At 57.8% G+C, this 19,923-nt stretch carries 22 protein-coding genes; 21 read left to right on the forward strand and 1 reads right to left on the reverse strand.

Going from position 1 to position 19,923, the window contains the following annotated elements; genetic code table 11:
* Nucleotides 1-2 precede the first annotated feature (2 nt).
* Genes ACA060_RS08930 through ACA060_RS09025 form a run of 20 tightly spaced genes read left to right on the forward strand, consistent with a single transcriptional unit; the run spans nt 3 to nt 15,584 of the window.
* Nucleotides 3-1,118, forward strand: coding sequence for a DUF2586 domain-containing protein (locus ACA060_RS08930; RefSeq protein WP_497316686.1), 1,116 nt, complete (start codon nt 3-5; stop codon nt 1,116-1,118).
* A gap of 5 nt (nt 1,119-1,123) precedes the next feature.
* Complete coding sequence (locus tag ACA060_RS08935; RefSeq protein WP_497316688.1) at nt 1,124-1,573, forward strand: phage protein; 450 nt, start codon at nt 1,124-1,126, stop codon at nt 1,571-1,573.
* The gene (locus tag ACA060_RS08940; protein ID WP_497316690.1) at nt 1,573-1,785 is read left to right on the forward strand and encodes a TraR/DksA C4-type zinc finger protein; all 213 of its coding nucleotides are present in this window, start codon (nt 1,573-1,575) and stop codon (nt 1,783-1,785) included. The genes ACA060_RS08935 and ACA060_RS08940 overlap by 1 nt, the downstream gene beginning before the upstream one ends.
* Nucleotides 1,782-1,988, forward strand: a complete 207-nt coding sequence (locus ACA060_RS08945; protein ID WP_123434210.1) for a hypothetical protein — start codon at nt 1,782-1,784, stop codon at nt 1,986-1,988. The genes ACA060_RS08940 and ACA060_RS08945 overlap by 4 nt, the downstream gene beginning before the upstream one ends.
* Nucleotides 1,985-2,512, forward strand: a complete 528-nt coding sequence (locus ACA060_RS08950; protein ID WP_497316692.1) for a lysozyme — start codon at nt 1,985-1,987, stop codon at nt 2,510-2,512. Before ACA060_RS08945 ends, ACA060_RS08950 begins: the two co-directional genes overlap by 4 nt.
* Nucleotides 2,509-2,976, forward strand: coding sequence for a lysis system i-spanin subunit Rz (locus tag ACA060_RS08955; RefSeq protein WP_497316694.1), 468 nt, complete (start codon nt 2,509-2,511; stop codon nt 2,974-2,976). The genes ACA060_RS08950 and ACA060_RS08955 overlap by 4 nt, the downstream gene beginning before the upstream one ends.
* 31 nt (nt 2,977-3,007) lie before the next feature.
* Nucleotides 3,008-3,295 (forward strand): putative phage tail assembly chaperone, encoded by a 288-nt coding sequence (locus tag ACA060_RS08960; protein ID WP_497316696.1) that lies wholly within the window; start codon nt 3,008-3,010, stop codon nt 3,293-3,295.
* 23 nt (nt 3,296-3,318) lie between these two features.
* Entirely contained in the window at nt 3,319-3,459 is a 141-nt protein-coding gene (locus ACA060_RS08965) for a DUF6890 family protein (protein WP_185045103.1), read from the forward strand.
* Between the two features lie 6 nt (nt 3,460-3,465).
* A complete protein-coding gene (locus ACA060_RS08970; RefSeq protein ID WP_497316698.1) occupies nt 3,466-5,448 on the forward strand; it encodes a phage tail tape measure protein in 1,983 nt (660 codons plus the stop codon).
* Nucleotides 5,445-5,762, forward strand: a complete 318-nt coding sequence (locus ACA060_RS08975) for a DUF2590 family protein (RefSeq protein ID WP_419711598.1) — start codon at nt 5,445-5,447, stop codon at nt 5,760-5,762. The genes ACA060_RS08970 and ACA060_RS08975 overlap by 4 nt, the downstream gene beginning before the upstream one ends.
* Nucleotides 5,759-6,934: a baseplate J/gp47 family protein gene (locus ACA060_RS08980; protein WP_497316699.1), complete on the forward strand. Its 1,176-nt coding sequence runs from the start codon at nt 5,759-5,761 to the stop codon at nt 6,932-6,934. Before ACA060_RS08975 ends, ACA060_RS08980 begins: the two co-directional genes overlap by 4 nt.
* Entirely contained in the window at nt 6,927-7,538 is a 612-nt protein-coding gene (locus ACA060_RS08985; protein WP_497316701.1) for a phage tail protein, read from the forward strand. Before ACA060_RS08980 ends, ACA060_RS08985 begins: the two co-directional genes overlap by 8 nt.
* Nucleotides 7,528-9,129 carry a phage tail-collar fiber domain-containing protein gene (locus ACA060_RS08990; protein ID WP_497316703.1) on the forward strand — a complete coding sequence of 534 codons (1,602 nt, stop codon included), beginning with the start codon at nt 7,528-7,530 and terminating at the stop codon, nt 9,127-9,129. Before ACA060_RS08985 ends, ACA060_RS08990 begins: the two co-directional genes overlap by 11 nt.
* A gap of 8 nt (nt 9,130-9,137) precedes the next feature.
* Nucleotides 9,138-9,848 carry a DUF4376 domain-containing protein gene (locus ACA060_RS08995; protein ID WP_497316705.1) on the forward strand — a complete coding sequence of 237 codons (711 nt, stop codon included), beginning with the start codon at nt 9,138-9,140 and terminating at the stop codon, nt 9,846-9,848.
* Complete coding sequence (locus tag ACA060_RS09000; protein ID WP_497316707.1) at nt 9,845-10,765, forward strand: hypothetical protein; 921 nt, start codon at nt 9,845-9,847, stop codon at nt 10,763-10,765. Before ACA060_RS08995 ends, ACA060_RS09000 begins: the two co-directional genes overlap by 4 nt.
* Entirely contained in the window at nt 10,762-11,304 is a 543-nt protein-coding gene (locus ACA060_RS09005) for a baseplate complex protein (RefSeq protein ID WP_497316709.1), read from the forward strand. Before ACA060_RS09000 ends, ACA060_RS09005 begins: the two co-directional genes overlap by 4 nt.
* On the forward strand, nt 11,301-12,011 hold the full coding sequence (locus ACA060_RS09010) for a hypothetical protein (protein ID WP_497316710.1): 711 nt from the start codon (nt 11,301-11,303) through the stop codon (nt 12,009-12,011). Before ACA060_RS09005 ends, ACA060_RS09010 begins: the two co-directional genes overlap by 4 nt.
* Nucleotides 11,984-12,934, forward strand: coding sequence for a hypothetical protein (locus ACA060_RS09015; RefSeq protein ID WP_497316712.1), 951 nt, complete (start codon nt 11,984-11,986; stop codon nt 12,932-12,934). The genes ACA060_RS09010 and ACA060_RS09015 overlap by 28 nt, the downstream gene beginning before the upstream one ends.
* 1 nt (nt 12,935) lies before the next feature.
* On the forward strand, nt 12,936-14,840 hold the full coding sequence (locus ACA060_RS09020) for an SGNH/GDSL hydrolase family protein (protein ID WP_497316714.1): 1,905 nt from the start codon (nt 12,936-12,938) through the stop codon (nt 14,838-14,840).
* Between the two features lie 18 nt (nt 14,841-14,858).
* Nucleotides 14,859-15,584, forward strand: a complete 726-nt coding sequence (locus ACA060_RS09025; RefSeq protein WP_497316716.1) for a hypothetical protein — start codon at nt 14,859-14,861, stop codon at nt 15,582-15,584.
* Nucleotides 15,585-15,664: 80 nt separating this feature from the next.
* On the opposite strand, the gene ACA060_RS09030 is transcribed toward ACA060_RS09025, so the two are convergent.
* Complete coding sequence (locus ACA060_RS09030; RefSeq protein ID WP_497316718.1) at nt 15,665-17,176, reverse strand: ApeA N-terminal domain 1-containing protein; 1,512 nt, start codon at nt 17,174-17,176, stop codon at nt 15,665-15,667.
* A gap of 939 nt (nt 17,177-18,115) precedes the next feature.
* Between ACA060_RS09030 and ACA060_RS09035 the strand changes: the two genes are divergently transcribed.
* Nucleotides 18,116-19,900: an AAA family ATPase gene (locus ACA060_RS09035; RefSeq protein ID WP_497316720.1), complete on the forward strand. Its 1,785-nt coding sequence runs from the start codon at nt 18,116-18,118 to the stop codon at nt 19,898-19,900.
* Nucleotides 19,901-19,923 lie beyond the last annotated feature (23 nt).

Here is a 19,923-nt window from a genome sequence, read left to right on the forward strand (position 1 = left end):
GCATGGCACTCGGCAAAGTCAGCGTAAACAATCTCAATTTGGGCCAAGGCGCCGTGACTGAGATCGAGCGCTATTTCCTTTTCATCGGCACCGGCGCGAAGAGCATCGGCCAACTGATCCCTCTGAACAACGACAGTGACCTGGACAGCGCGCTGGGCATACCGGCCAGTGACCTGAAAACCCAGATCACTGCCGCTCGACTCAACGGCGGCGATCGCTGGGCATGTCTGGCCGCTCCCATCGCGGCCGAGGGTGATTGGCCTGAAGCGTTGGAAAACGCCCAGCAGCAAGGCTATTCGGTTGAGGCGGTGCTGATCACCAAACCGGTGACTACAGCGGCCCAACTGTCGGCCATGCATGACGCGGCCATCGCGCTGAACAACACCTATGGCCGTCGAGCCTTCGTCATGGCGGCGAGTGCCGGCATCACCGTGCTGCAGACCTGGGATCAATACCTGGTCGAACAACGTGCAATCACCACCGGCCTGGCCGCGCCGCGTGTCCTGGTCGTTCCCCAGTTGCATGGCAATGACCTGGGTGTGCTGGCCGGCCGCCTGGCCAACGCCGCCGTGAGCGTTGCCGACAGCCCAATGCGCGTGGCGTCTGGTGCGGTGCTGGGCTTGGGTCCTGTGCCCGCTGACGTCGAAGGCGTACCGCTGCCATCGGCGACCCGTGCCGAGTTGGACAAAGCACGTTTCTCCGTGACGCAAACCTACCCGGATTACCCGGGCGTGTTTTGGGGCGACGGCAACATGCTCGATGCGCCGGCGAGCGACTTCCAGGTGATCGAGTACCTGCGTCTGGCCGACAAGGCAGCGCGCCAGGTGCGTCCGCTGTTGATCCGTCGCGTGGGTGACCGTCGCCTCAACAACACCCCCAACAGCATGGCCGCCGCGATCAGCGCGTTCATGAAACCACTGCGCCAGATGGCCAAGTCCGCCACGTTCGCCGGCCAGGTGTTCCCAGGTGAGATCGAGGCACCCAAGGACGGCGACATCGTCCTGGTGTGGCACAGCAAAACCAAGGTCGAGGTTTACATCAAGTTCCGACCGCTCAACTGCCCGAAAGACCTGACGGCCAACATCGCCCTCGACCTTTCCACCGACGATTCGGAGTAACCCCTATGTCACGTATTGGCGGCAAGAACTTCGACGTGAACCTGGGCGATCTGCTGGTTCACGTCGAAAGCTGCACCCTGGATATCACGGACAACACCGCCGTGGCGCAGAGCGGCGGTGTACCCAACGGGCACGTCGACGGCGACGTGTCGGGCAGTGGGGAAATGGAGTTCGATACCAGCAACTTCAACCTGCTGATTGAAGCCGCTCGAACGGCTGGCAGCTTTCGCGAGCTCGAGCCATTCGACTCCATTTTCTTTGCCAAGGCCGGCGATGAGGAACTGCGTATTGAGGCGTTCGGTTGCAAGTTGAAGGTCTCGAGCCTGTTGAGCATCGATCCGAAAGGTGGCGAGAAATCCAAACACAAGGTGCCGTTTGACGTCACCAGTCCGGACTTCATCCGCATCAACGGTGTGCCGTACCTGGCCACCGCCGAGATCGAGGGGCTGCGCTGATGGGGGACTGGCTCGACAACGCCAAAGCGATCGAGGAGCTGGAGCGTGAGCGTTCAATCGCTGCCCAGCTCGCCAAACCGCGGCCATCGGGGCCGAGCCGGTCCCATTGCGATGACTGCGACAACGAGATTCCAGCTGCGCGCCAGGCGCTTGGCGGGATCTTGCGTTGCGTGCCATGCCAGTCAATTTTTGAAAAAGAGGTTCGCCGATGAGCACAAATCAGGCCGCCCAGGACACCGCCATTGTATTCCTCAAGGCGTCACCGGCAATCGGCGTGGCCGCTACCGGTGTGACAGGGGCCATCGACTGGTCAGCGGTAGCCTACATGCTGACCGCGCTCTACATGGTGCTGCAGATCGTGCTGCTGGTTCCCAAGTACCGTCAGATGCTGCGCGACTGGAAGGGCAAGTTATGAACCTGCGCACCAAGATCGCCACCGGTGCTATTGCGCTGGTCAGCGCTTCCTTGCTCGCTTTTCTAGGCCGATGGGAAGGAGAGGGCCAGAACGTGGTCTACCCCGACCAGTTGGCCCAGGGACTGCCGACGGTGTGCAAGGGCATCACCCGCCACACCAGCCCTTATCCGGTCGTGATAGGTGACTACTGGTCGGACGCTCGCTGTGACCAGGTGGAGCAGCTGGTGATCGAGAAAGGGCAGTTGCAGCTGGCCGACTGCATCACCAATCAACAGGTGGGGCAGAACACCTTCGACGCGCTGAGCAGCCACGCGCACAACTTCGGCGTGCCGTCGACGTGCGCCAGTCGTGCGGTCGGCCTGATCAACGCGGGACGAATCGCGGACGGTTGCAAGGCGATGGCCTGGGCCCCGGATAGCAAAACACCGGTGTGGGCTTTTGTTACCGACGCCCAGGGCCGCAAACAGTTCGTTCGTGGACTGCATGCGCGGCGCCTGGCGGAAGCGAGCCTGTGTGCGCAATGACCATTCCTCCGTTGCGCCTCGTCCTTTTTCTTCTGCTGTCCGGGCTGCTGGTCTGGATTGCATATGACCAGGTGCGCGATCAGCTCGAGACCGCTCGCCGCGAACGCGACGGCGTGCAGCTAGAGGTTACAGGCCTGCGCGAAGCGGCCCGTATCAGCGGTGAGATGTTGGCCGACCGCGATGCGATCGATCTTCAACGTACCCAGGAGCTGGGCCATGCGCTCAATCAAAACGATGACCTGCGCCGCGCTGTTGACGATGGCCGTCAGCGGCTGCGCCTCGCCGCCACCTGCAGCACCGCAAAGCCCGCCCAAACCGGCGCCGGCCGCGTGGCTGATGCAGACGCCGCCGAACTCACAGCAGACGCTCGATCGGATTATTTCACCCTCAGAAATCAGCTTGCCCTCAGTCGGCAAATGATCCTGGGCCTGCAGGACCATGTGCGCAGGATCTGCCTGCGCTGACCGTCACCCTTAAATCTAAAGGAACAACGAGATGACCGAGAAACGCGATATCACCCTGGAAGTCGGCGACAAAGAATTCACCTTCTCCATGACCCCGCAGGACGTGACCAAGTACTTCAACGCAATGACGGCCAACAACAAGGTCTCGCCATCGCACAACCTGCTCAGCAACACCGTGGCAGCCGATCAGCGCACCGAGCTGCGCACGCTTTTGGCCAACCCAGTGATGACGATGCAGATCTCCGGTGCGCTGCTCGAGGAGTACGCGCCGGACGTTGAAATCATCGTAAAAAAGCACTCGAGCACGCTGAGCGCCTGAGTGAAGACGGACTCGGTCAACTGATGACCTTGTCCAGTCGCTGGCTGCCTGGCGCTGAGCCCACACCGGAGGTGATGGGCGCGGCCAAGTGGTTGGAGGACGAACACTGGAGACGCATGGAAATCGCCGTGGCTAACGGCATCGCTCATGCACTGAATGGATAAATACACATGGCTGACCGCGCTGCTCGCCTGGCCTTCATCTTGAGTCTGACCGACAAGGTCACCGCGCCCTTGGGCAAAGTGAAAATGGGGTTTTCCGACCTTGCCGAAAAGAGCGAAAAAAACATCAAGACGATGGGCCTGGGGTTGGGTGGCATGGTCGGTGCCGGTGTGGCCATTACCGAATCTTTGGCGCCGGCACTGGAGATGAACCGCGCCCTGGGCGAGGTTCGCTCGCTGGGCGTGGCAGAGGATGCGTTGTCCGCACTCAATCAAAAGGCGTTGGAGTTCTCGGTTACCTACGGCGAAAGCGCACGGGACTTTGTCGCCTCGGCGACCACCGTTGAGGGCGCCATCAAGGGGCTGACCGGCAACCAGTTGGCAGTGTTCACCAATGCTTCGGACGTGATGGCCAAGGCGACCCGGACCGACGCCGAAACGATGGGGCATTACGTGGGCACCATGTACAACCTGTTCAAGGGCCAGGCCGACGCCATGGGCAAGGGCGAGTGGGTGGAAAAACTCGGCGGCCAGACAGCCCTGGCGGTGCAGCTGTTTCGCACTGACGGCGCGCAGTTGAAGGACGCGTTCAAGGAAGTCGGCTCGATTGCCACCACCGCCGGTGTGGACCTGGCCGAGCAGTTCGCCGTAATCGGCTCACTCAGCAGCACCATGGAAGGTGGGGACGCTGGCGGCATCTACAAATCATTTTTCGAGAACATCGGCGGGGCGTCGGAAAAGCTGGGAATGAAGTTCGTCGACCAGAACGGCAAGTTGCTACCGATGCTCGACATCCTCGGCAAGCTGGAAGGCAAGTTTGGCGATCTGAACAGCGCGAGTACAGGCGCCAAACTGATCGAAGCCTTCGGCGGGGAGGGCGCCCGCGTCATCACCGCATTGACCAAGGACACTGATCGCCTGCGCAACGGCATGGACCAACTGGGCAAAGTCCGAGGCCTGGAGAACGCCGAGAACATGGCCAAAGCCATGGTCGATCCGTGGCAACAATTCGCCGCTGCCGTCGAGGCGCTGCGCATTGCTTTCGGCCAGGTGCTGATTCCGATTCTGGCGCCACTCATGGATAAGCTGGTGGGCATTGGGAAAACCCTTACCCGCTGGACGCAGATTTTTCCGAACATCACCCGCGTGATCGGCATCACCACGCTGACTGTTTTGGGCATTGTGGCCAGCATGTCGTTGCTCACCCTTGTGGTCGGGATTGCCAGGACTACATGGCTTGGGTTGGTCACGGTGTGGAAAGTGGTGCAGCTGCTCAACCTGCGCACCGCTGCAGGTTTCGTCCTGCAAAAGCTGGCCATCTTGGCCTATACCGGCGTGATCTATGGTCTGAGCGCCGGCCTGGCAGTCATTCGGGGCGCCATGCTGCTGTGGCAGGGCGCGATCTGGCTGGTCAACTTTGCCCTGACCGCCAACCCGATCGGCGTCGTGGTGATGGGGATTGCCACCCTGGTCGCCCTGGTCATCGCCGCCGTCTACTACTGGGACGAATGGACTGCCGCGCTGCTCAACAGCGAGGCGTTCAAGTGGGTCAGCGATCAGTTCAAAACGCTGTCCGACTGGTTCGGCTCCATGGGCGGCTGGTCGAGCATGGCCAAGGGCGCGTGGGACAGCATCGTCGGTGTCTTTTACAAGGCCATCAACAGCCTGATCGAGATGATCAACAGCATCCCGGGCGTGAACATCGAAGCACGTTTTGGCGGCATGCCAGAAGTGCCGGGTGTCGACGCGGCGGTGAACGCGGCCAACGCCGCCAGCACCGCGCAGAAAACGCAGCAGACCATCAATGCGGCAATCCCCAGCCTTTCGCCGTCGCGAGCGTCCGCTGTGCCCCCGGGCGGGTTGCTGACCAGCATTCAGAACACCAGCAACCAGAACAAGGGCACCCACGTTGAAAACGTGAACATCCACACCGCCAAGCCGCTGACCCCACTGGAGCTGGAAAACATGGTCGCGATGGGGGTAGGCGGATGAGTCTCTATATCGATCTGCTGATCACCGATAACGACCTGACCCTTGACCCCTCCAGTCAGCCGCTGCTGGTGGACGACCGGGCCAGCATCGCCCAGGACATCGGTCACATGATCCGCGAAAGCGGGCTGCTGGTGACTCAAGTCGCCGAGCGCGATCGCTTCCGGCAAGCCGACTGCATTCAGCAACTGGAACTACTGGTTGAGGCGGACGTGCGCCTGGTACCTGGCACCGTCCGGATCCTTGAAGAAGGGAAGGGCCGGTACCTGGTCACTGCCAAAACCGTTGAATTCGGATCTGTCGAGGTAGTGCTGTGAGTGACGTAGATTTCAAACAGGCGTTAAGTGACGCCGGCATTCCGACAACCGAGGCCAAGTTGCGCGCTGCCTGGGAACTGGAAGTCGTCGCCCAGGGCAGTAAGTTGAGCAACACCAGTGCCTGGTCGCCGTTCTGGCGAGTGATCACCGCGCTGGTGACCAAGCCGGTCATGTGGCTGATCGATTTCATTGCCGGCACCGTGTTGCCGAACTTCTTCGTGAAAACGGCAGAGAAGGCGTGGCTGGACATGCTGGCCTGGGCGGTGAACGTCACCCGCAAGCCTGCGACCAAGGCCGAAGGGTTGCTGCTGTTCACCCGAAGTGCGCTGGCTGGGTTGTTGGAAGTTCCGGCCGGCACTCGCGTGCAGTCGATCGCGATCAACGGCAACGTGTACGAGCTGGTGACGGTGGCAGCGGCCAGCTTTGCCGATGGCGAATCCCAGATCCGGGTGTTGGCCCGGGCCAAGCAAGCGGGCAGCGGCTTTAATCTCGCACCAGGTTACTTTTCCATTTTGCCGGAGCCGGTGCCCGGGGTTGTTCAGGTGGTGAACGCTGACGGCTGGCTGAGCCAACCCGGCGCCGACACTGAGCCTGACGACGAGCTGCGCCTGCGCGTGCGTAACCAGTTCTCAGCGGTCAACCAATGGCACACCGATGCCGTGTATCGCGCGATGATCGCCGTGTTCCCTGGTGTGCAGCCCGACGGCGTTTACTTTGAGCACAACGCACCCCGGGGCCCCGGCAGTGCCAATGCTTTTGTGCTGTTCGAAGCCGACTCGCCGGCGGATACCTTCCTGGCTGAGATCAACCACTACATCCGCGACCAGGGCAACCATGGCCACGGTGACGACCTGCTGGTGTTGGAGATGCCCGCAACGCTGCACACCGTGCGCTTGACGGTCTGGCCCAAGGCAGAAGTCGGTGCCGAGCGCTGGCCTGCGCTGAAATCTGACATCGAGCTGTACATCCGTGCCGCGTTTCGTGAGAGCACCGCCAGCGACTACCAGCCGACGCTGACTCACCCCCAATCGCGTTTTTCCTTTAGCCGCTTGGGCGAGGAGCTGCACCAGCAATTCCCAGGCATTGATTCGCTGGACTTTGACAACGCGGACATCATTTCAAAGCTGACCATCCCGCGCCTGTCCGGGGTTGAGGTGATGTTGAATGCTTAAGTTGAGCCTCCCGTTTTGGCTTGACGGGCCGGAGCTGGCCAAGCTGAAAGCGGCCGCGCAAGCCTGGTGGATCAAGGTCGAAGACTGGCTGCACTGGCCGTTGCTGCAGATGGACGCCGAGACCTGCCACTTGAGCGTGCTCGATCTGCTGGCCTGGCAGCGCGACATCCAGCGCTTTCACGGTGAGCCCGAAAAGCTGTATCGCCGGCGGGTGAAGTACGCCTTCATCAATGCCGTGGACGCGGGCAGCACCGCCGGCATGGTCCGCATTTTCGAACGCCTGGGCGTCGGTTATGTGGAGATCCAGGAGCGCCTGCCGCACCTCGATTGGGACGTGGTCCTGCTGCACCTGTCCGACACGCAACTGAGCGAAAACCCGGTGTTGCTGCGCGTCCTGATGCAGCAATACGGCCGCACGTGCCGGCGATATGACTTCGTCACGATCACCCCCGTGAAGCTGAACATCGGCGTGGCCGATCTCAACGACGACCAACAAACCCTAATTGCCACCCTGGACGACAGCGCCAGTCGCCTGGTCGTGATCAACGAGCTCGCATTGCTCACCTTTTTGAACAACCCGTTTAGGAGCACCCATGGGAGCTAGCATCACCCTTGCCGGCGAAAGTCTTATTGCCCAGAAGCAAGGCGCCGGGGAGAAGCTCGAGGTTGCTCGCTTCGTTCTGGCGCTTGTTCCCGGCCTTGATCCGAACGCCCCAGTTGATCGCGCCGCCGGCAAGCCGCCAGCGTCTCAGATCGTCTTCACCAAAGCCTACGACCGCAAAGGCTACGTCAGCCCCAATCAGGTGATCTACAGCCTGATGGTGGGCTCCGACGTGGGCGACTGGGACTTTAACTGGATCGGTTTGGAAGCGTCGGAAGGCGTGTTGCTCGCGGTCGCGACCGTGCCGGTGCAGCAGAAGTGCAAGAACATTCCGCCGCTGCAGATCGGTAACAACGTCACCCGCAACTTCCTGGTGGAGTTCAACGGTGCCCAGGCACTGACGGGCATCACCGTCGACGCCAGTACCTGGCAGCACGACTTCACGATTCGCCTGAACGGCATCGATCTGCGCGAGCGCCTGAGCAATCGCGACGTCTTTGGTCGTGTCTGCTACCTGGCCGACAGCCTGCAGATGGAACGCAGTTTTGACCTGTACCAGGTGAAAGCGGGCATTGCCTACGTGGAGGGGATCCGCGTCGAGCTGGCTGAGCCGGTCCAGGTGCAACTGCCGGCGCTCCCCGTCAAAGCCTGGCTCGACGTTGCGCTGGCCCGTGAGGGTAGCGATGCAGTCGCGGCTTGGAAGGTGGTGTTCGGCGCCGTAAAGACGGACTACGTCGACAGCAACGGCACCGCGCATTATCTGGTGGAACTTGCCCAGGTATCGGTCTCTGAGGACATCGTTGATCTGCGCCAAAGTGAGCCGATCACCGGCGCCCTGGTCAAGCAGTTTGCGTTGCGCAATGGTGACTACGAAAACCTGCGCGCCCGGGCGACGACCAAAGACGACGTCGACCTGGGCGAACTGCCCAACGCGAAAAGCGATGACCCAGGCACAGACAGCAGCGAGATTCTGGCGACCACCAAGGCGCTCAACGCTCTGCGCAAGGTCATCGCTGACTCCGAGGTGGGTCGTATCGGCACGTTTGCAATGGCCACACCACCGCCGGGATGGTTTCGGGCCAATGGCGCGGCGGTGTCGCGCACGGTGTACGCCGCGTTGTTCGCCAAGATCGGCACCACTTACGGCGCCGGTGACGGCGTCAACACGTTCAACCTGCCGGACCCACGCGGCAAGTTCATCCGCGTTCTGGATGACGGTCGCGGCATCGATGCCGGCCGGGTATTGGGTAGCTCTCAAGCCGACGAAGTTCGTAACCACAACCACACGGGAAGCGCCAGCGCAGCGGGCGCGCACAACCATACCGCATCCAGCGATGCTCAGGGTTCCCACAGCCACCAGGTGAAAGAAGGGTCAGCAGTTCCGAGCATGCCGGGTGGCGAAATCTTGGCTTCAGGTGATGACGTGACACAGGTGGCCGGCTCTTATTCGACGACCTCCGCCGATGGCTTACACGCCCACAACATCAGCGTGAACGCAGTGGCAGCGCATAGCCACGTCATCACCGTTGGCTATTCCGGGGGCGCGGAAACACGCCCGCAAAACATCGCGTTCCTTGCCTGCATTAAGTATTGAGACCCGTCATGGATACCAAAACCGTTTATCAAACCGATCACCTGGGCATCTTCACCGGCAAGACCGTGGCCGATCGTTCGCCGTTGGAACCCGATGTTTGGTTGATTCCCGGCGGGTGTGTTGAACTCGCGCCACCGGCGGTGCCGGAAAGAAAGGCGGCGTTTTGGGATGGTCGACGCTGGCAGTTGGTTGACTCCTACCAAGGGCTGACCGCCTACAACATCCAGACCCGTGAGCCCCTGGTCATTGAGCGTGCGGGTTCCCTGCCGACCGGTTACACGCTGGAAGTCCCAGGCCCGGGCCAGATCTGGGGCAATGGCCACTGGGTTGACGACATCCCGGCCGTGATCGAATTGCGCTACGTCGCCCAACTGTCGGCGGTTAACACGGCGTGTCTGCAGGAGATCACCGGCGGGTTCTGGTCGTCGGTGTTGGGCGATCGCTATTTCTACGAAACCCAGCTTCAGGATCAGTTGAACCTGACCAGCATGATTTTGCGCGGTTTGGGCGGCGTCTACCCCTGTCAGGATCAAGCCGGGGTGAAAGCCTTCCTGGAACACACCAGCGATCAACTGCGCCAGATCGGCGACGAGTTCACCGATTTCAAGCTGCAGCGTCTGCTCAAAGCTAACGACCTCAAGCAAGCCTTGGCAGCGGCGCGAGCGACGTCAGACCTGGACGCGCTCAACGCCGTGGCGTGGGAGTCCACGCCGGTATGAATTGGGCACCCATCACCATGCGCTGGCCGGAACAGTCCACCCAGTGGCTCGCCGACCTCGAGGCGGCCAAGGATCTGGCGAGCAGCGAACTGACCAGCACTGGGCAACGCCTGGCAGGTCTGGCCGACTTGGCCACCACTTCGCCGGGACCGGTTGGCGCCGCTGCAGAAGCGGCCGTGGCCGCTGGCCGCGCCGGGCTCAGCGATGCCTTGGGCGAGGTGCCGGCCTGTCTGGTGGTGACGCCATTTCAAAGTGGAGTGGGGCAGGGACGCGGCAACCAGCGCTATCTGTCCGCACCGAACTTGCTGCAGCAGCTGGGCGAGAAGCTGGAAGACACCGGCGACGACGGTCGTCCTGCCGGGGCGCAATACGCCTTGGCGGTGATGTTCCTGGGCACGCGTTACGACAAGTTCGCGGCGACCTTGTCCCGATTTAATGCCGTACTGCCCATGCCAGATCTGCAGCGTGCCGAACGCCGAGCGAAAAACCTGTTCGCGCTGGACGCTGAAAAGTGGGAACTGCCCACCGCCGGCACGCTGCCGCGTTGGGGGGCGCTGCCCCTTGAACGTTGCACCGTGACCAAGGCCGCCACGCAAACCCTGAACAGTCAGCTGTCAGCACTGGAAAGCTATGCGGACAGTTCGCCGATGGCGGACCTGGGGCGGCTGGCTACCCGTAAAGCCAGCCAGGCCCAGGCACAGGCCCAACAGTTGGCCGACCTCAAATCGCGGTTCGCCGGCGGCACTGCGGACGACACCATGCGCGCTCGCTTGATCGGACCGGGGAATGCCGCCGAGTTGCGGCACCAGCTGCTGCAGGGTGAGGCACCCGGGCACGAGTGGGGATTGTCGGCCGGCGTGCTGCTGGTCGGCTCCCTGAAAGGGTTGGGCTTTGTTCGGGAACTGGTGGGCCTATGACCTTATTGCTTGATGGCGAACAGGTACGCGGCAAAAACCTCAAGGTCACCGCCAACCTGCGAATCGAAAGTGACGATTTGTCCGGACAGACCAGCAACACCGACTCGGCCCACAAAGGGTTCAAGCCCAAGACGCTCGCGGTCACGTTGCTGATCCCCTTTGTCGATGAGTCGCAGCTGCGCAACTTGATGCGCCTGGCCGAGGCGACCGGCACCGGTGGCCAGCTCAAAACCTATCGACTGGTCAACGACACCGCGTCCGCGTTCGGCGTGCGCCAGGTGCAATTCTCCGACGGCGTCAGCGCCCGGGAAGACGACTCGCTTCGCGCCTGGCTCGTTCAATTCACGCTGTCGGAAAAGCTCTCCAACCCCGAGCGGGTCGAGACGCGTCGAGCGTCCAAGGATGTGACGCAACAAGGCGCCCCGGGGCAGTCAGTGACGGCACCAGGTGCAGGTGAACCCGGCGCACCAGGACAGGAACTGAGCGGCTTCGAAGCCACCCTGAAAAAGTTGGATAACTACCTGGGCGGTGGGGCATGAGCATGAAGCTGCACAAGGTGCTGACCGTCGGTGGCGTGGTGTATCCCCTGATCACCGATGACGTTCGCCTTGAACTGCGAACCCCCGGCCGCGCCACGCTGACCATTCAAGCGGCGGCGCCGGTGAAGGGGTTAGTGACGCTCGATATCGGCTACAACGACAGCCCGCTGCAGCGTCACTTCATTGGGTACGTCGAGCGTTGCACGCCGTCCAACGCGATCGAGCAAGTGCTGTTCTGCCGCGAACTGGCGGCGATCCTGGCCAACCCGTTACCGCTCAACCTGCGCCATGCGGATCTGACGACGGTGCTGGGCGAGATCAACCAGAAAACCGGGTTGAGCTTTCGAGTGCCGGACAAGGCATACGCCAAGGCCAAAGCCCCGTTTTTCTACAACCTGGCCGCTGGCTACCAGGCCATGGACAGCCTGTCCCGGGTGTTCGGGATTCCCGACTTTATCTGGCAGCAGCAAGGCGACGGCGAAGTGTTTGTGGGCAGTTGGGCTGACGGCTTTTTCGGTTCCCGATCGCCGCTGCAGCTGCCCGTTGAGCTGTTCAATGGCTACCAAAATAATCAGAGCGCGATGATCGCGGCCCTTCCCGGGTTGCGACCTGGTGCATCCATCAACCAAGGCGAGCGGATCACCAACGTGACGCTCACCGGCAACCAAATGGCGATCCGATGGAAGACGCAATCCGCCGCAGCGTAGAGCGGCAATTTCCCGAACTCACCGGCGGTTATCACTTGCCGCGCTTCGCCCGTGTGGTGGGTGTAGCCGATGCTCCCGCCGGCGCCGGGATCTGCGACGACTTCCGTCCGCGCTTTGCGGTGGACCTCGAATTGTTGGGTGAAGACGACGAGCCGGATCCGGACTTGCCGGTGCTCGCCGGCGTGCCGCTGCCCATGCCCATGGGCGGCGATGAGATGGGCTTTTTCGCGTTCCCTGAAGAAGGTACGCGGGTCGTCGTGTCCTTCGCCTACGGCCTGCCAAGCAAGCCGTTTATCCAGGCGATCTTGCCGCACGGGCTGAGCCTGCCGAGGGTGCCGAAAGGTGACCAGGTGTGGCAGCACAGCGAGGCGGCCCAGCAACGCGCCGATGCGGACGGCAACTGGCTGCGCCAGACCGATGGCCGGATTCGGGACAAGTCGATCGAGCGCGAGGTTGAGAGCCTGAGCAACGTCGAGCGCCACCAGAGCAGCACGGTGGAGGTGGACGACCATTCGACTGAGTCGGTCGGGGGCATCAAGACGATCGAAGCGATCGGCGCGCTCAAGCTGCTGTCGGGCGGATCCGCCAGTCTGGCCGCATTGGATGACCTGCATCTGGCCAGCGGCCGCGACCTCAACCAGGTAGTGGGCCAGAAACTCAATCTGACGGTGGGAGGCGATCTGCTCGAGCGCATTGAAGGCACCCGCCGCAGCATCGCCTCTAAGACCTGGTTGGGCTCGGAGTCGGTGAACGTGCTGCAGGTGCTGTGCGATCTGATTGACCTGGTCACGCAGATGAACACCGAACTGGCCGCCCATGTACATGGACCGAGCCCTGTCCCCGCCAACGCCGCGAACTTCACCACCAACGCCGGTACCGGCCTACAGCTTACTGGGCAGCTGAAGCCCATCACCGGAGCCTAATTTGGAACTCAAGAGTTTCTTTGCGCAGGATGACCTGGGCAATGCCTTGCCCGCTGCGACCTGCTACCTGTACGAGCGCGGCACCGAAAACATCGTGTTCGGTTTGCGTAAGAGCAACGGCTTGGGGTTGCTCAACCCTTTCCTGGCCGACGCAAACGGATTGGCGCAGTTTGCCGCGCCCAACGGGCTGTATGACCTGCGCATCACCAAAGGGAAACGGGATTACCGTTTACCTGTCCAGTTCCTGGACGTCACCGAATCCTTGGCCGAGGCGAACGGTGCGGCGTTACGCGCAGAGTCGGCACGAGACGCTGCCCAGTTGGCTGCCGGCGTTAAAGCCAGCACGGCGGAAGGGCTGCGCACGACGACCGATGGCATGTTCTTCACCGTGGTTTCACCCGAGAACACCCATTCTCTCATTCTGTTTAAAAATGAAGCAGGGGTGGCGGTTGAGCAAACGCGCTACCCGAGTTCGACCGCCGTCGAAACGATCAATAGCTTCGTGCAGAGCAAATTCAGAGTTCAGACCGTCAATGACACGTTGGTGGCTGTGCGTGACTCTGCTGGACATGAAACGTGGATGGGCATCAACAACCGGGATGGCGGGCCGAGCAATTGGGCGCTGAAAATGTTGTACAAGTACCTGGGCGTCAAGCCAGCTTATGTCCCGGGCCTGCTCTATGCGTTTCCTGATGCCCTGGGGCGCCTGACTGACTTGTCGATCCGCGACACCGACGGTCAGGTGCCGGACTGGGTGATCTTTCGTTGGGCCAAGCGGCTGAAACCGCTGATCGGCAGTGACGACAGCCATCCGAAGACCGCCTACAACAACATGTCCAACGTGCCCAAAATGCGAATGAAGCAAGGCCAGATTCGCGCCGGTGTACCGGGGGTAAAGCTTTACCTGAAAATCATCGGAGACTCCTACTCCGCTAGCCACAACTTCTACATGAATGACCTCACCCGGTTTTTAGCCAAAGACTTTGGCTTTGGTGGTTCGGGTTACATCGGCTTCAACCACGGCTCGTCCCTGGGGGCGAAGAACTTCTTGTACAGCAACGGCAGCCTTTCCTATTTTGGCGGTAGCTGGACGCTGTCGCCGTTGGGTGCGGCGAGTCCCGATAACAGGACAATCAAGGCGGGGGCTGTGGGTGATTACGTCAGCATCACGGCCGTCGACACCGCGGATATCCAGACCGCCGCGACGCTGGCGAAGCTGCTGTTCCTGGGCGATGGCACGAACTCCACCCTACGTTATCGCTGGGGGGATGCCTTGGAGTGGAACACGCTGTCGCTGTCCGGAGTCGGTCCCCAGCAGTTGCCTTTCCCGGTCCTGCCGGCCGGCAGCAACTGGAAGTTCCGAATGGAAGTCGTCACCGGCACGCCGACGCTGTTTGGCATCTACACCGAAAACAGTGCCTCGGGTGTGGTCGTGTCGAAGTGTGCGGCCAGCGGCTCGGCCTCGGGCGATTGGTACAAGAACGATGCGGCCTGGTTAACGCAGCAGAAGACGGCCACGGGCTTCATTCCTGCAGACGCCGTGCTGGTGATGCTGGGCGGCAATGACCAGGGCGCATCGGTCACGCCGGCGACCTTTCTCGCCAACCTGCAGGGCGTGGTCGCGACTCACTTGGAAGTCCATCCCGGGGCATCGTTCATCGTGGCTATGCGGTGGGAGACCACGAGAGCCAGTCAGTACCCCATGACTGCTTACACCAAGCTCGCCGCCGCCTGGTGCTGGACGCAGGGCATCGCCTTTATGGATATGCAATACGCCGCGATGGGCGACCCCGCGAAGTACGCCAGCACCGGCCAAACCCCGCTGATCAGTGATGACAAGATCCATCCGGATCCGGCGAAGGGCGCCCCAGTGATCTCTGAATTCTTCTACACCGCGCTGCGCTGAACGCAGTAAGGAGCTTCAATGTTTTCTCTCGTGATTAGCGCACCTGGTGTGTTGTCCAACCCGCTGCCCGATACGCCGACCATTCCTGATGTGCAGTCGAACATCATTTACGAACTCGATGCCGCGAGCCTGGCGGCACTGGCCGACGGTGCCGCCGTGGACACCTGGCTTGCAAACGGGCCGGCGCCGATCGTCAACCGCACCTTCAACTTCCAGTACACCGGCTGGGGGAAACCGAAGTTTTCGCGAGCCGGCGGGCCAGGGGGGAACTCAGCCGTGTTATTTGACGGGACACAGCAGATCGGCAACGGCCCGGGCACGGTCGCTGTCACGCAGTCGATGACTTACGCGATGGTCGTGAAGGCTTCCGTCTTTGCGACGAATCAGGCGCGGCTGATGGCTTCGGGCGCCCAGATCCTCGCACCAGGTGCGAATGGCTTCTACGAAAGTATCTCGGCGGCGAGTCGACTTGAGAGTGGTGATAAGTCGACAGAATGGACGGTCATCCTGGCGGTGTTCGACGGACCCACGTCAAAAATCAAAGTCGGGACCAGCCCCATCGTCGAAGGCGCGACCGGGGTTTCTCTCAGCGGGCGCAATATTTTGGGAGGGCAAGGTTCGGCGCTGGCGACAGCGGGACTGGCGGGTGGTTACGCCTTTATCAGGGCTTACGATCGAGCGCTGAATAATTCAGATATCGAGGCGGCCTCAATCGAGCTACACAGAGCGTACGCAATTCCTTAAGTACGTCTCAGGCCCCGTATTATGGGGCCTTGTCATATGTGTTCGGGGGCGGGCAATCACTGTTAACCACAATTAAATATTTACTGCTTAGGGTGGATGTTTTTACCTTTCGCTTGTTCAGCTTCTTGTTGAGCAGCATAAAATCTAGGTACTTCTCGCTGATAAGTGCAGAAATACCATGATAAATGGTGCGAATAACCCGGGCGCCGTTCTCTCCAGCGCTTCGGGTCCCAACCACACTCAATCAAATCAGAAGCTATAAACACAAACTCAAGAGTATCGATAAGAAATGGCAATAGCGTATCGTAGTGCTTATAGCCGAACGAATCAGTACCGTGCACAAAATAGTTTCTTGCTAAGACCGCGATAATCACGACGCTATCCAAGTCTGTAAAGTGCTCACCGAAAGCGCCATGTATAACAGTAGTCTTACTAAGAATTTTGCTTTTCAGCGATCTCCCGCCCCAAAACTTCAAGGTGCCTAAAACCTGCTCTCGCTCAGGGCCCGCCTTCAGCGCTCTCATGATTTTTTTACACTGGTTTCTAGCATCGACCACGTCATCTGATAATTTACCAAGATCCTCAGGGTAAGTTGAATCAGGTAATATATCGAAAGCATTGGCTGCTGCGACTAGTCTGTTTTCATCGTATTCACGGCCGTTTTTTTGCCAATTAAGAATTCTTAATCTTGCTAATATCCACTCATCATGCCGACCCAACCAATTCCCGAATACCCGAAAAAACTGCTCGCTGTCCATATCTGGCGTAATTGGCATATCTCTATGGTTGCTGGCTTCCACCTTGCCAAGTCGGGGAGCTAAACTCCAATAAACAGACGTTCCTTCGTCCGGTATTGCTTCTTCACCCGAATCAGAACTGGAAGGCATGACCTTAATGTTCTGTACGCCTTGAGGGCGCCCGGCGATAACTGCAAAAAAATGTAATATTGAACTCACATGATCTATAACTTCATCAAAAGTTTGCGGGTGTTCGAAGTCCAGACTGGCAATAGTCTTACTTGGGCATGATATGCCTGAATCATCATTAACTTTTGAAGTGAATTCGATATTGGCTGAAAACAGTCCAATACCAATATCGACTGTGGAATTGTTTTGCTCTCCCGAAAAGTAAAAGACCACAGGCGATTGGCCGATGTCTACTTTTCTAACTGGGAAAGCGCTCGCCAACATTTCTTGAAGTTGTTCTGGGTTAGGTCGGATTGCACCAAATGTTCCACTTTTTGAGAATATAAGTCCCAAATCATCCGTTTGGAAAGAAACGGACATAAATATCCTATCGTCTTCGTCGAAGTGTTTCGGTCCTACTAGGGCGTAATGGGGGAATGTGTTTAGTTTAAATACATGTTTTGGATAAGTTCCTTCTGGTTCGGGAGGGCTGCCTACGCATTGAAATAAGCTAATTTTTTTATGGTCTAGAGATTCACCGAACAGTGAGTGCGGCTCTGGTTTGTAAGGAATTTCACGCCGACTGTTCAGGCGCAGGTTAGTGTCGTCATCATCTAGATTCAACTCTCCCAAAAACTGGTCGCCCGCGATTGTAAAGCAGCAAAATATTTTTTCTGGATGTGACATGAAAAATACCTCCTCGATTTAACGGCTGTCCCTGTTCTTTGTCTCGAAACCAAACTTTGGAAGATCGGTGTGAGCAGCACTTTAAATTACTTCTTGCTGCGATAACAGCGATTAGACGGGACGCCTGATCAGTCTACTTACGGTAGGCTCCAGCCGATCATGGCGCACAAAGTGCGCCGGTAAGATCTGATGTCGAGGTGAGGTCGGATGCAGACGAGAGGTTCTTCTGGCATTTCCTCTTTAGGAGGCGAAAATCGGCAGACGAAGAAAAAAGTCTCTGAAAAAGCACTTATCCCCCTCCCGCCGACGGGCCTTATGTCCTTTTTTTGTGCAATTCTGGGTGTAGTGCACATGGACCTGTAGCCCATGCGGGCTGTGAGCCTCTGCAAGGGATCGGCTATTGAAGAGAGTGCAAAGTTTTGAAGGAAATTGTTGGACGGTTGCACAGCGGCACTGAGCGCGGTCACGGATGGGGTAGCGACTGAACTCCCGGTTTCATTGGGCGAAAAATTTTAAAGGTGGTTTTTGGTTGATTTCAAAAAAAGCGCACGATCATTCGAGTGGAGATTGGCTGTGGACGGAGCCAGGCAAAATTTCCTGCAAGCTACGACTGACGATAGCCGGGGCGTTTTTGACGGATTTCACAGAACTGAAGACGATCGACGATTAAGCAACCGTTTCAGACCCCACCAACGTTTTTTTTGAGATTGATTCCTAAGGGGAGGTAGTCGTTTCAAAAGAGCGATATCAGCTAACACCTACACGGGAGCGGGGATTAGGCTTTGGGGCTCTTTGCATCAGCGAAAAAATTCGCTATGAGATTGCGTCCGGAGGATCGATACAGCATAAAGCACTTCAGCAGCACTGAACGCCGGGGGCACGGCGTGAGCCTGGGTTTTTCTAAAAGATAACTAATACATTGTTTCATTTACGTTGAGGGTGAATATTTTGCTAAAAGGATTTGGGTTTTCGGGGTATCGAAGTATTGGGGATAATCTGGTTAAGATTGCTCCTCTGAAAAAGGTGAATTTTATTATAGGTCAGAATAATATTGGTAAGTCTAATATTATTAATTTCCTTTTCTATCAATACCCAATACTTTTGCGCGGAGTTAGAGGTGAAAAACTTGCGGGGACTGCTCAGTTGGGTGGGACAGACGAGCATATTTCACATGGCAAGGTCGAGCGTAGAATCGCGTTTGACCTGCAGGTCTGTGATATTGATGAATATCTCGCAAAAAAGCTTACTAATGATTACTTAGATAGAAATAAGGTGTTAGCAAAGAAAGTGCTACTGAGTCCTGGGTTTAGTGATGGTGTGAGAGTATGGTTCGTTTATCTCTATGATAAGATAAACAACAAGCTGTCCCTGGTTTATGATCGAGAAGAAGTAGGGAAATTGCTTTCCGCCAATGAATGGCAAGCTTTATGGATGAGTTTGACGAGTCAGAGTAACGGAAGTTTGGATGGTTATTGGATACCTCAAACACTAATCGCACTTTCATACTTTCCAGACACTATTCCTAAAATTGAAGTGATCCCCGCGATAAGAAAAATTGGCGCTTCTGGAACTCAAGCTGGAGATTTTAGTGGCGAAGGAATAATTGAGCGGCTGGCCAAAATTCAGAATCCCCCTTTGGAAATGCAAAAGGATAAACTGAAGTTCAAAGCGATAAATAATTTTTTAGCTGACGTGCTCGAAAATCTAACCGCCTCAATAGAGATACCTCATGCTCGAGATATGATACTCGTTCATATGGATGGTAAAACATTACCGTTAGAGTCTCTGGGGACCGGTGTGCATGAAGTTATCATACTTGCAGCGGCCGCGACTTTACTTGAAGATAGTATTTTATGTATAGAAGAGCCCGAGCTACATTTACACCCTTTGCTGCAGCGAAAGCTGGTCGCTTACTTAAAAAACAAAACTAATAATCAATATTTTTTTACCACTCATTCTGCACATTTGTTGGATGCTGTAGAGGCGGAAATTTTTCATGTGACGCAAATTGACGGTGCTACTCACGTTGAGGCTATATCCAGTACAAGGCAGCGCTCGGAGATTTGTAGCAATCTTGGGTATAAAGCTTCTGATATTCTACAGGCTAATTGTGTTATTTGGGTTGAAGGGCCGTCCGATAGGATATATTTGAATTATTGGATCGCATCTCTTGGTGCTAGCTTTGTAGAAGGTGTGCACTATTCAATAATGTTTTACGGAGGTCGGCTATTTAGTCATTTGACGGCATTGGATAGCGAAGAGCAAGAACGGCTTGATGATTTTATAAGTATTAGAAAGCTCAATAGACATTCGGTAATAATGTTCGATAGTGATAAGTCTAGTTCTCATGCGAAGTTGTCACCAACTAAACAGCGACTACGAGAGGAGTTTGATGCTGGTCCCGGGTTCGCCTGGGTAACCAAGGGCCGAGAAGTCGAAAACTACTTAGATGAAACGTTGGTGGAGGCAGCGGTACTTGCGGTACATCCATCGGCGAAGGCAATAGAAAGTCATGGGCAGTGGGCAAACCTTTTGAAGTATAAAAAGACAAATGGTGGGGATTTGAGAGAGGCGAGCAAGGTTAAAGTCGCGCAGCACTATACGTCTTGTAATGTGGCTGACTTAAACTGCTTGGATTTACAAAAGCAAATGGAGAGATTGAAGGCTTTCATACTTGAATCTAATCATCAGTTTGATGGCGTGTATCCTATGGAGTATCGCTAAACCTTCGATGCTCAGCGTCCCGT

Source organism: Pseudomonas sp. LBUM1671 (assembly GCF_059695685.1).

Excerpts from the sequence above, each read along its gene's own strand:
- ACA060_RS08930 (WP_497316686.1), top strand. The coding sequence starts at position 3 with ATGGCACTCGGCAAAGTCAGCGTAAACAATCTCAATTTGGGCCAAGGC.
- ACA060_RS08935 (WP_497316688.1), top strand. The coding sequence starts at position 1,124 with ATGTCACGTATTGGCGGCAAGAACTTCGACGTGAACCTGGGCGATCTG.
- ACA060_RS08940 (WP_497316690.1), top strand. The coding sequence starts at position 1,573 with ATGGGGGACTGGCTCGACAACGCCAAAGCGATCGAGGAGCTGGAGCGT.
- ACA060_RS08945 (WP_123434210.1), top strand. The coding sequence starts at position 1,782 with ATGAGCACAAATCAGGCCGCCCAGGACACCGCCATTGTATTCCTCAAG.
- ACA060_RS08950 (WP_497316692.1), top strand. The coding sequence starts at position 1,985 with ATGAACCTGCGCACCAAGATCGCCACCGGTGCTATTGCGCTGGTCAGC.
- ACA060_RS08955 (WP_497316694.1), top strand. The coding sequence starts at position 2,509 with ATGACCATTCCTCCGTTGCGCCTCGTCCTTTTTCTTCTGCTGTCCGGG.
- ACA060_RS08960 (WP_497316696.1), top strand. The coding sequence starts at position 3,008 with ATGACCGAGAAACGCGATATCACCCTGGAAGTCGGCGACAAAGAATTC.
- ACA060_RS08965 (WP_185045103.1), top strand. The coding sequence starts at position 3,319 with ATGACCTTGTCCAGTCGCTGGCTGCCTGGCGCTGAGCCCACACCGGAG.
- ACA060_RS08970 (WP_497316698.1), top strand. The coding sequence starts at position 3,466 with ATGGCTGACCGCGCTGCTCGCCTGGCCTTCATCTTGAGTCTGACCGAC.
- ACA060_RS08975 (WP_419711598.1), top strand. The coding sequence starts at position 5,445 with ATGAGTCTCTATATCGATCTGCTGATCACCGATAACGACCTGACCCTT.
- ACA060_RS08985 (WP_497316701.1), top strand. The coding sequence starts at position 6,927 with ATGCTTAAGTTGAGCCTCCCGTTTTGGCTTGACGGGCCGGAGCTGGCC.
- ACA060_RS08990 (WP_497316703.1), top strand. The coding sequence starts at position 7,528 with ATGGGAGCTAGCATCACCCTTGCCGGCGAAAGTCTTATTGCCCAGAAG.
- ACA060_RS08995 (WP_497316705.1), top strand. The coding sequence starts at position 9,138 with ATGGATACCAAAACCGTTTATCAAACCGATCACCTGGGCATCTTCACC.
- ACA060_RS09000 (WP_497316707.1), top strand. The coding sequence starts at position 9,845 with ATGAATTGGGCACCCATCACCATGCGCTGGCCGGAACAGTCCACCCAG.
- ACA060_RS09005 (WP_497316709.1), top strand. The coding sequence starts at position 10,762 with ATGACCTTATTGCTTGATGGCGAACAGGTACGCGGCAAAAACCTCAAG.
- ACA060_RS09010 (WP_497316710.1), top strand. The coding sequence starts at position 11,301 with ATGAGCATGAAGCTGCACAAGGTGCTGACCGTCGGTGGCGTGGTGTAT.
- ACA060_RS09015 (WP_497316712.1), top strand. The coding sequence starts at position 11,984 with ATGGAAGACGCAATCCGCCGCAGCGTAGAGCGGCAATTTCCCGAACTC.
- ACA060_RS09025 (WP_497316716.1), top strand. The coding sequence starts at position 14,859 with ATGTTTTCTCTCGTGATTAGCGCACCTGGTGTGTTGTCCAACCCGCTG.
- ACA060_RS09030 (WP_497316718.1), bottom strand. The coding sequence starts at position 17,176 with ATGTCACATCCAGAAAAAATATTTTGCTGCTTTACAATCGCGGGCGAC.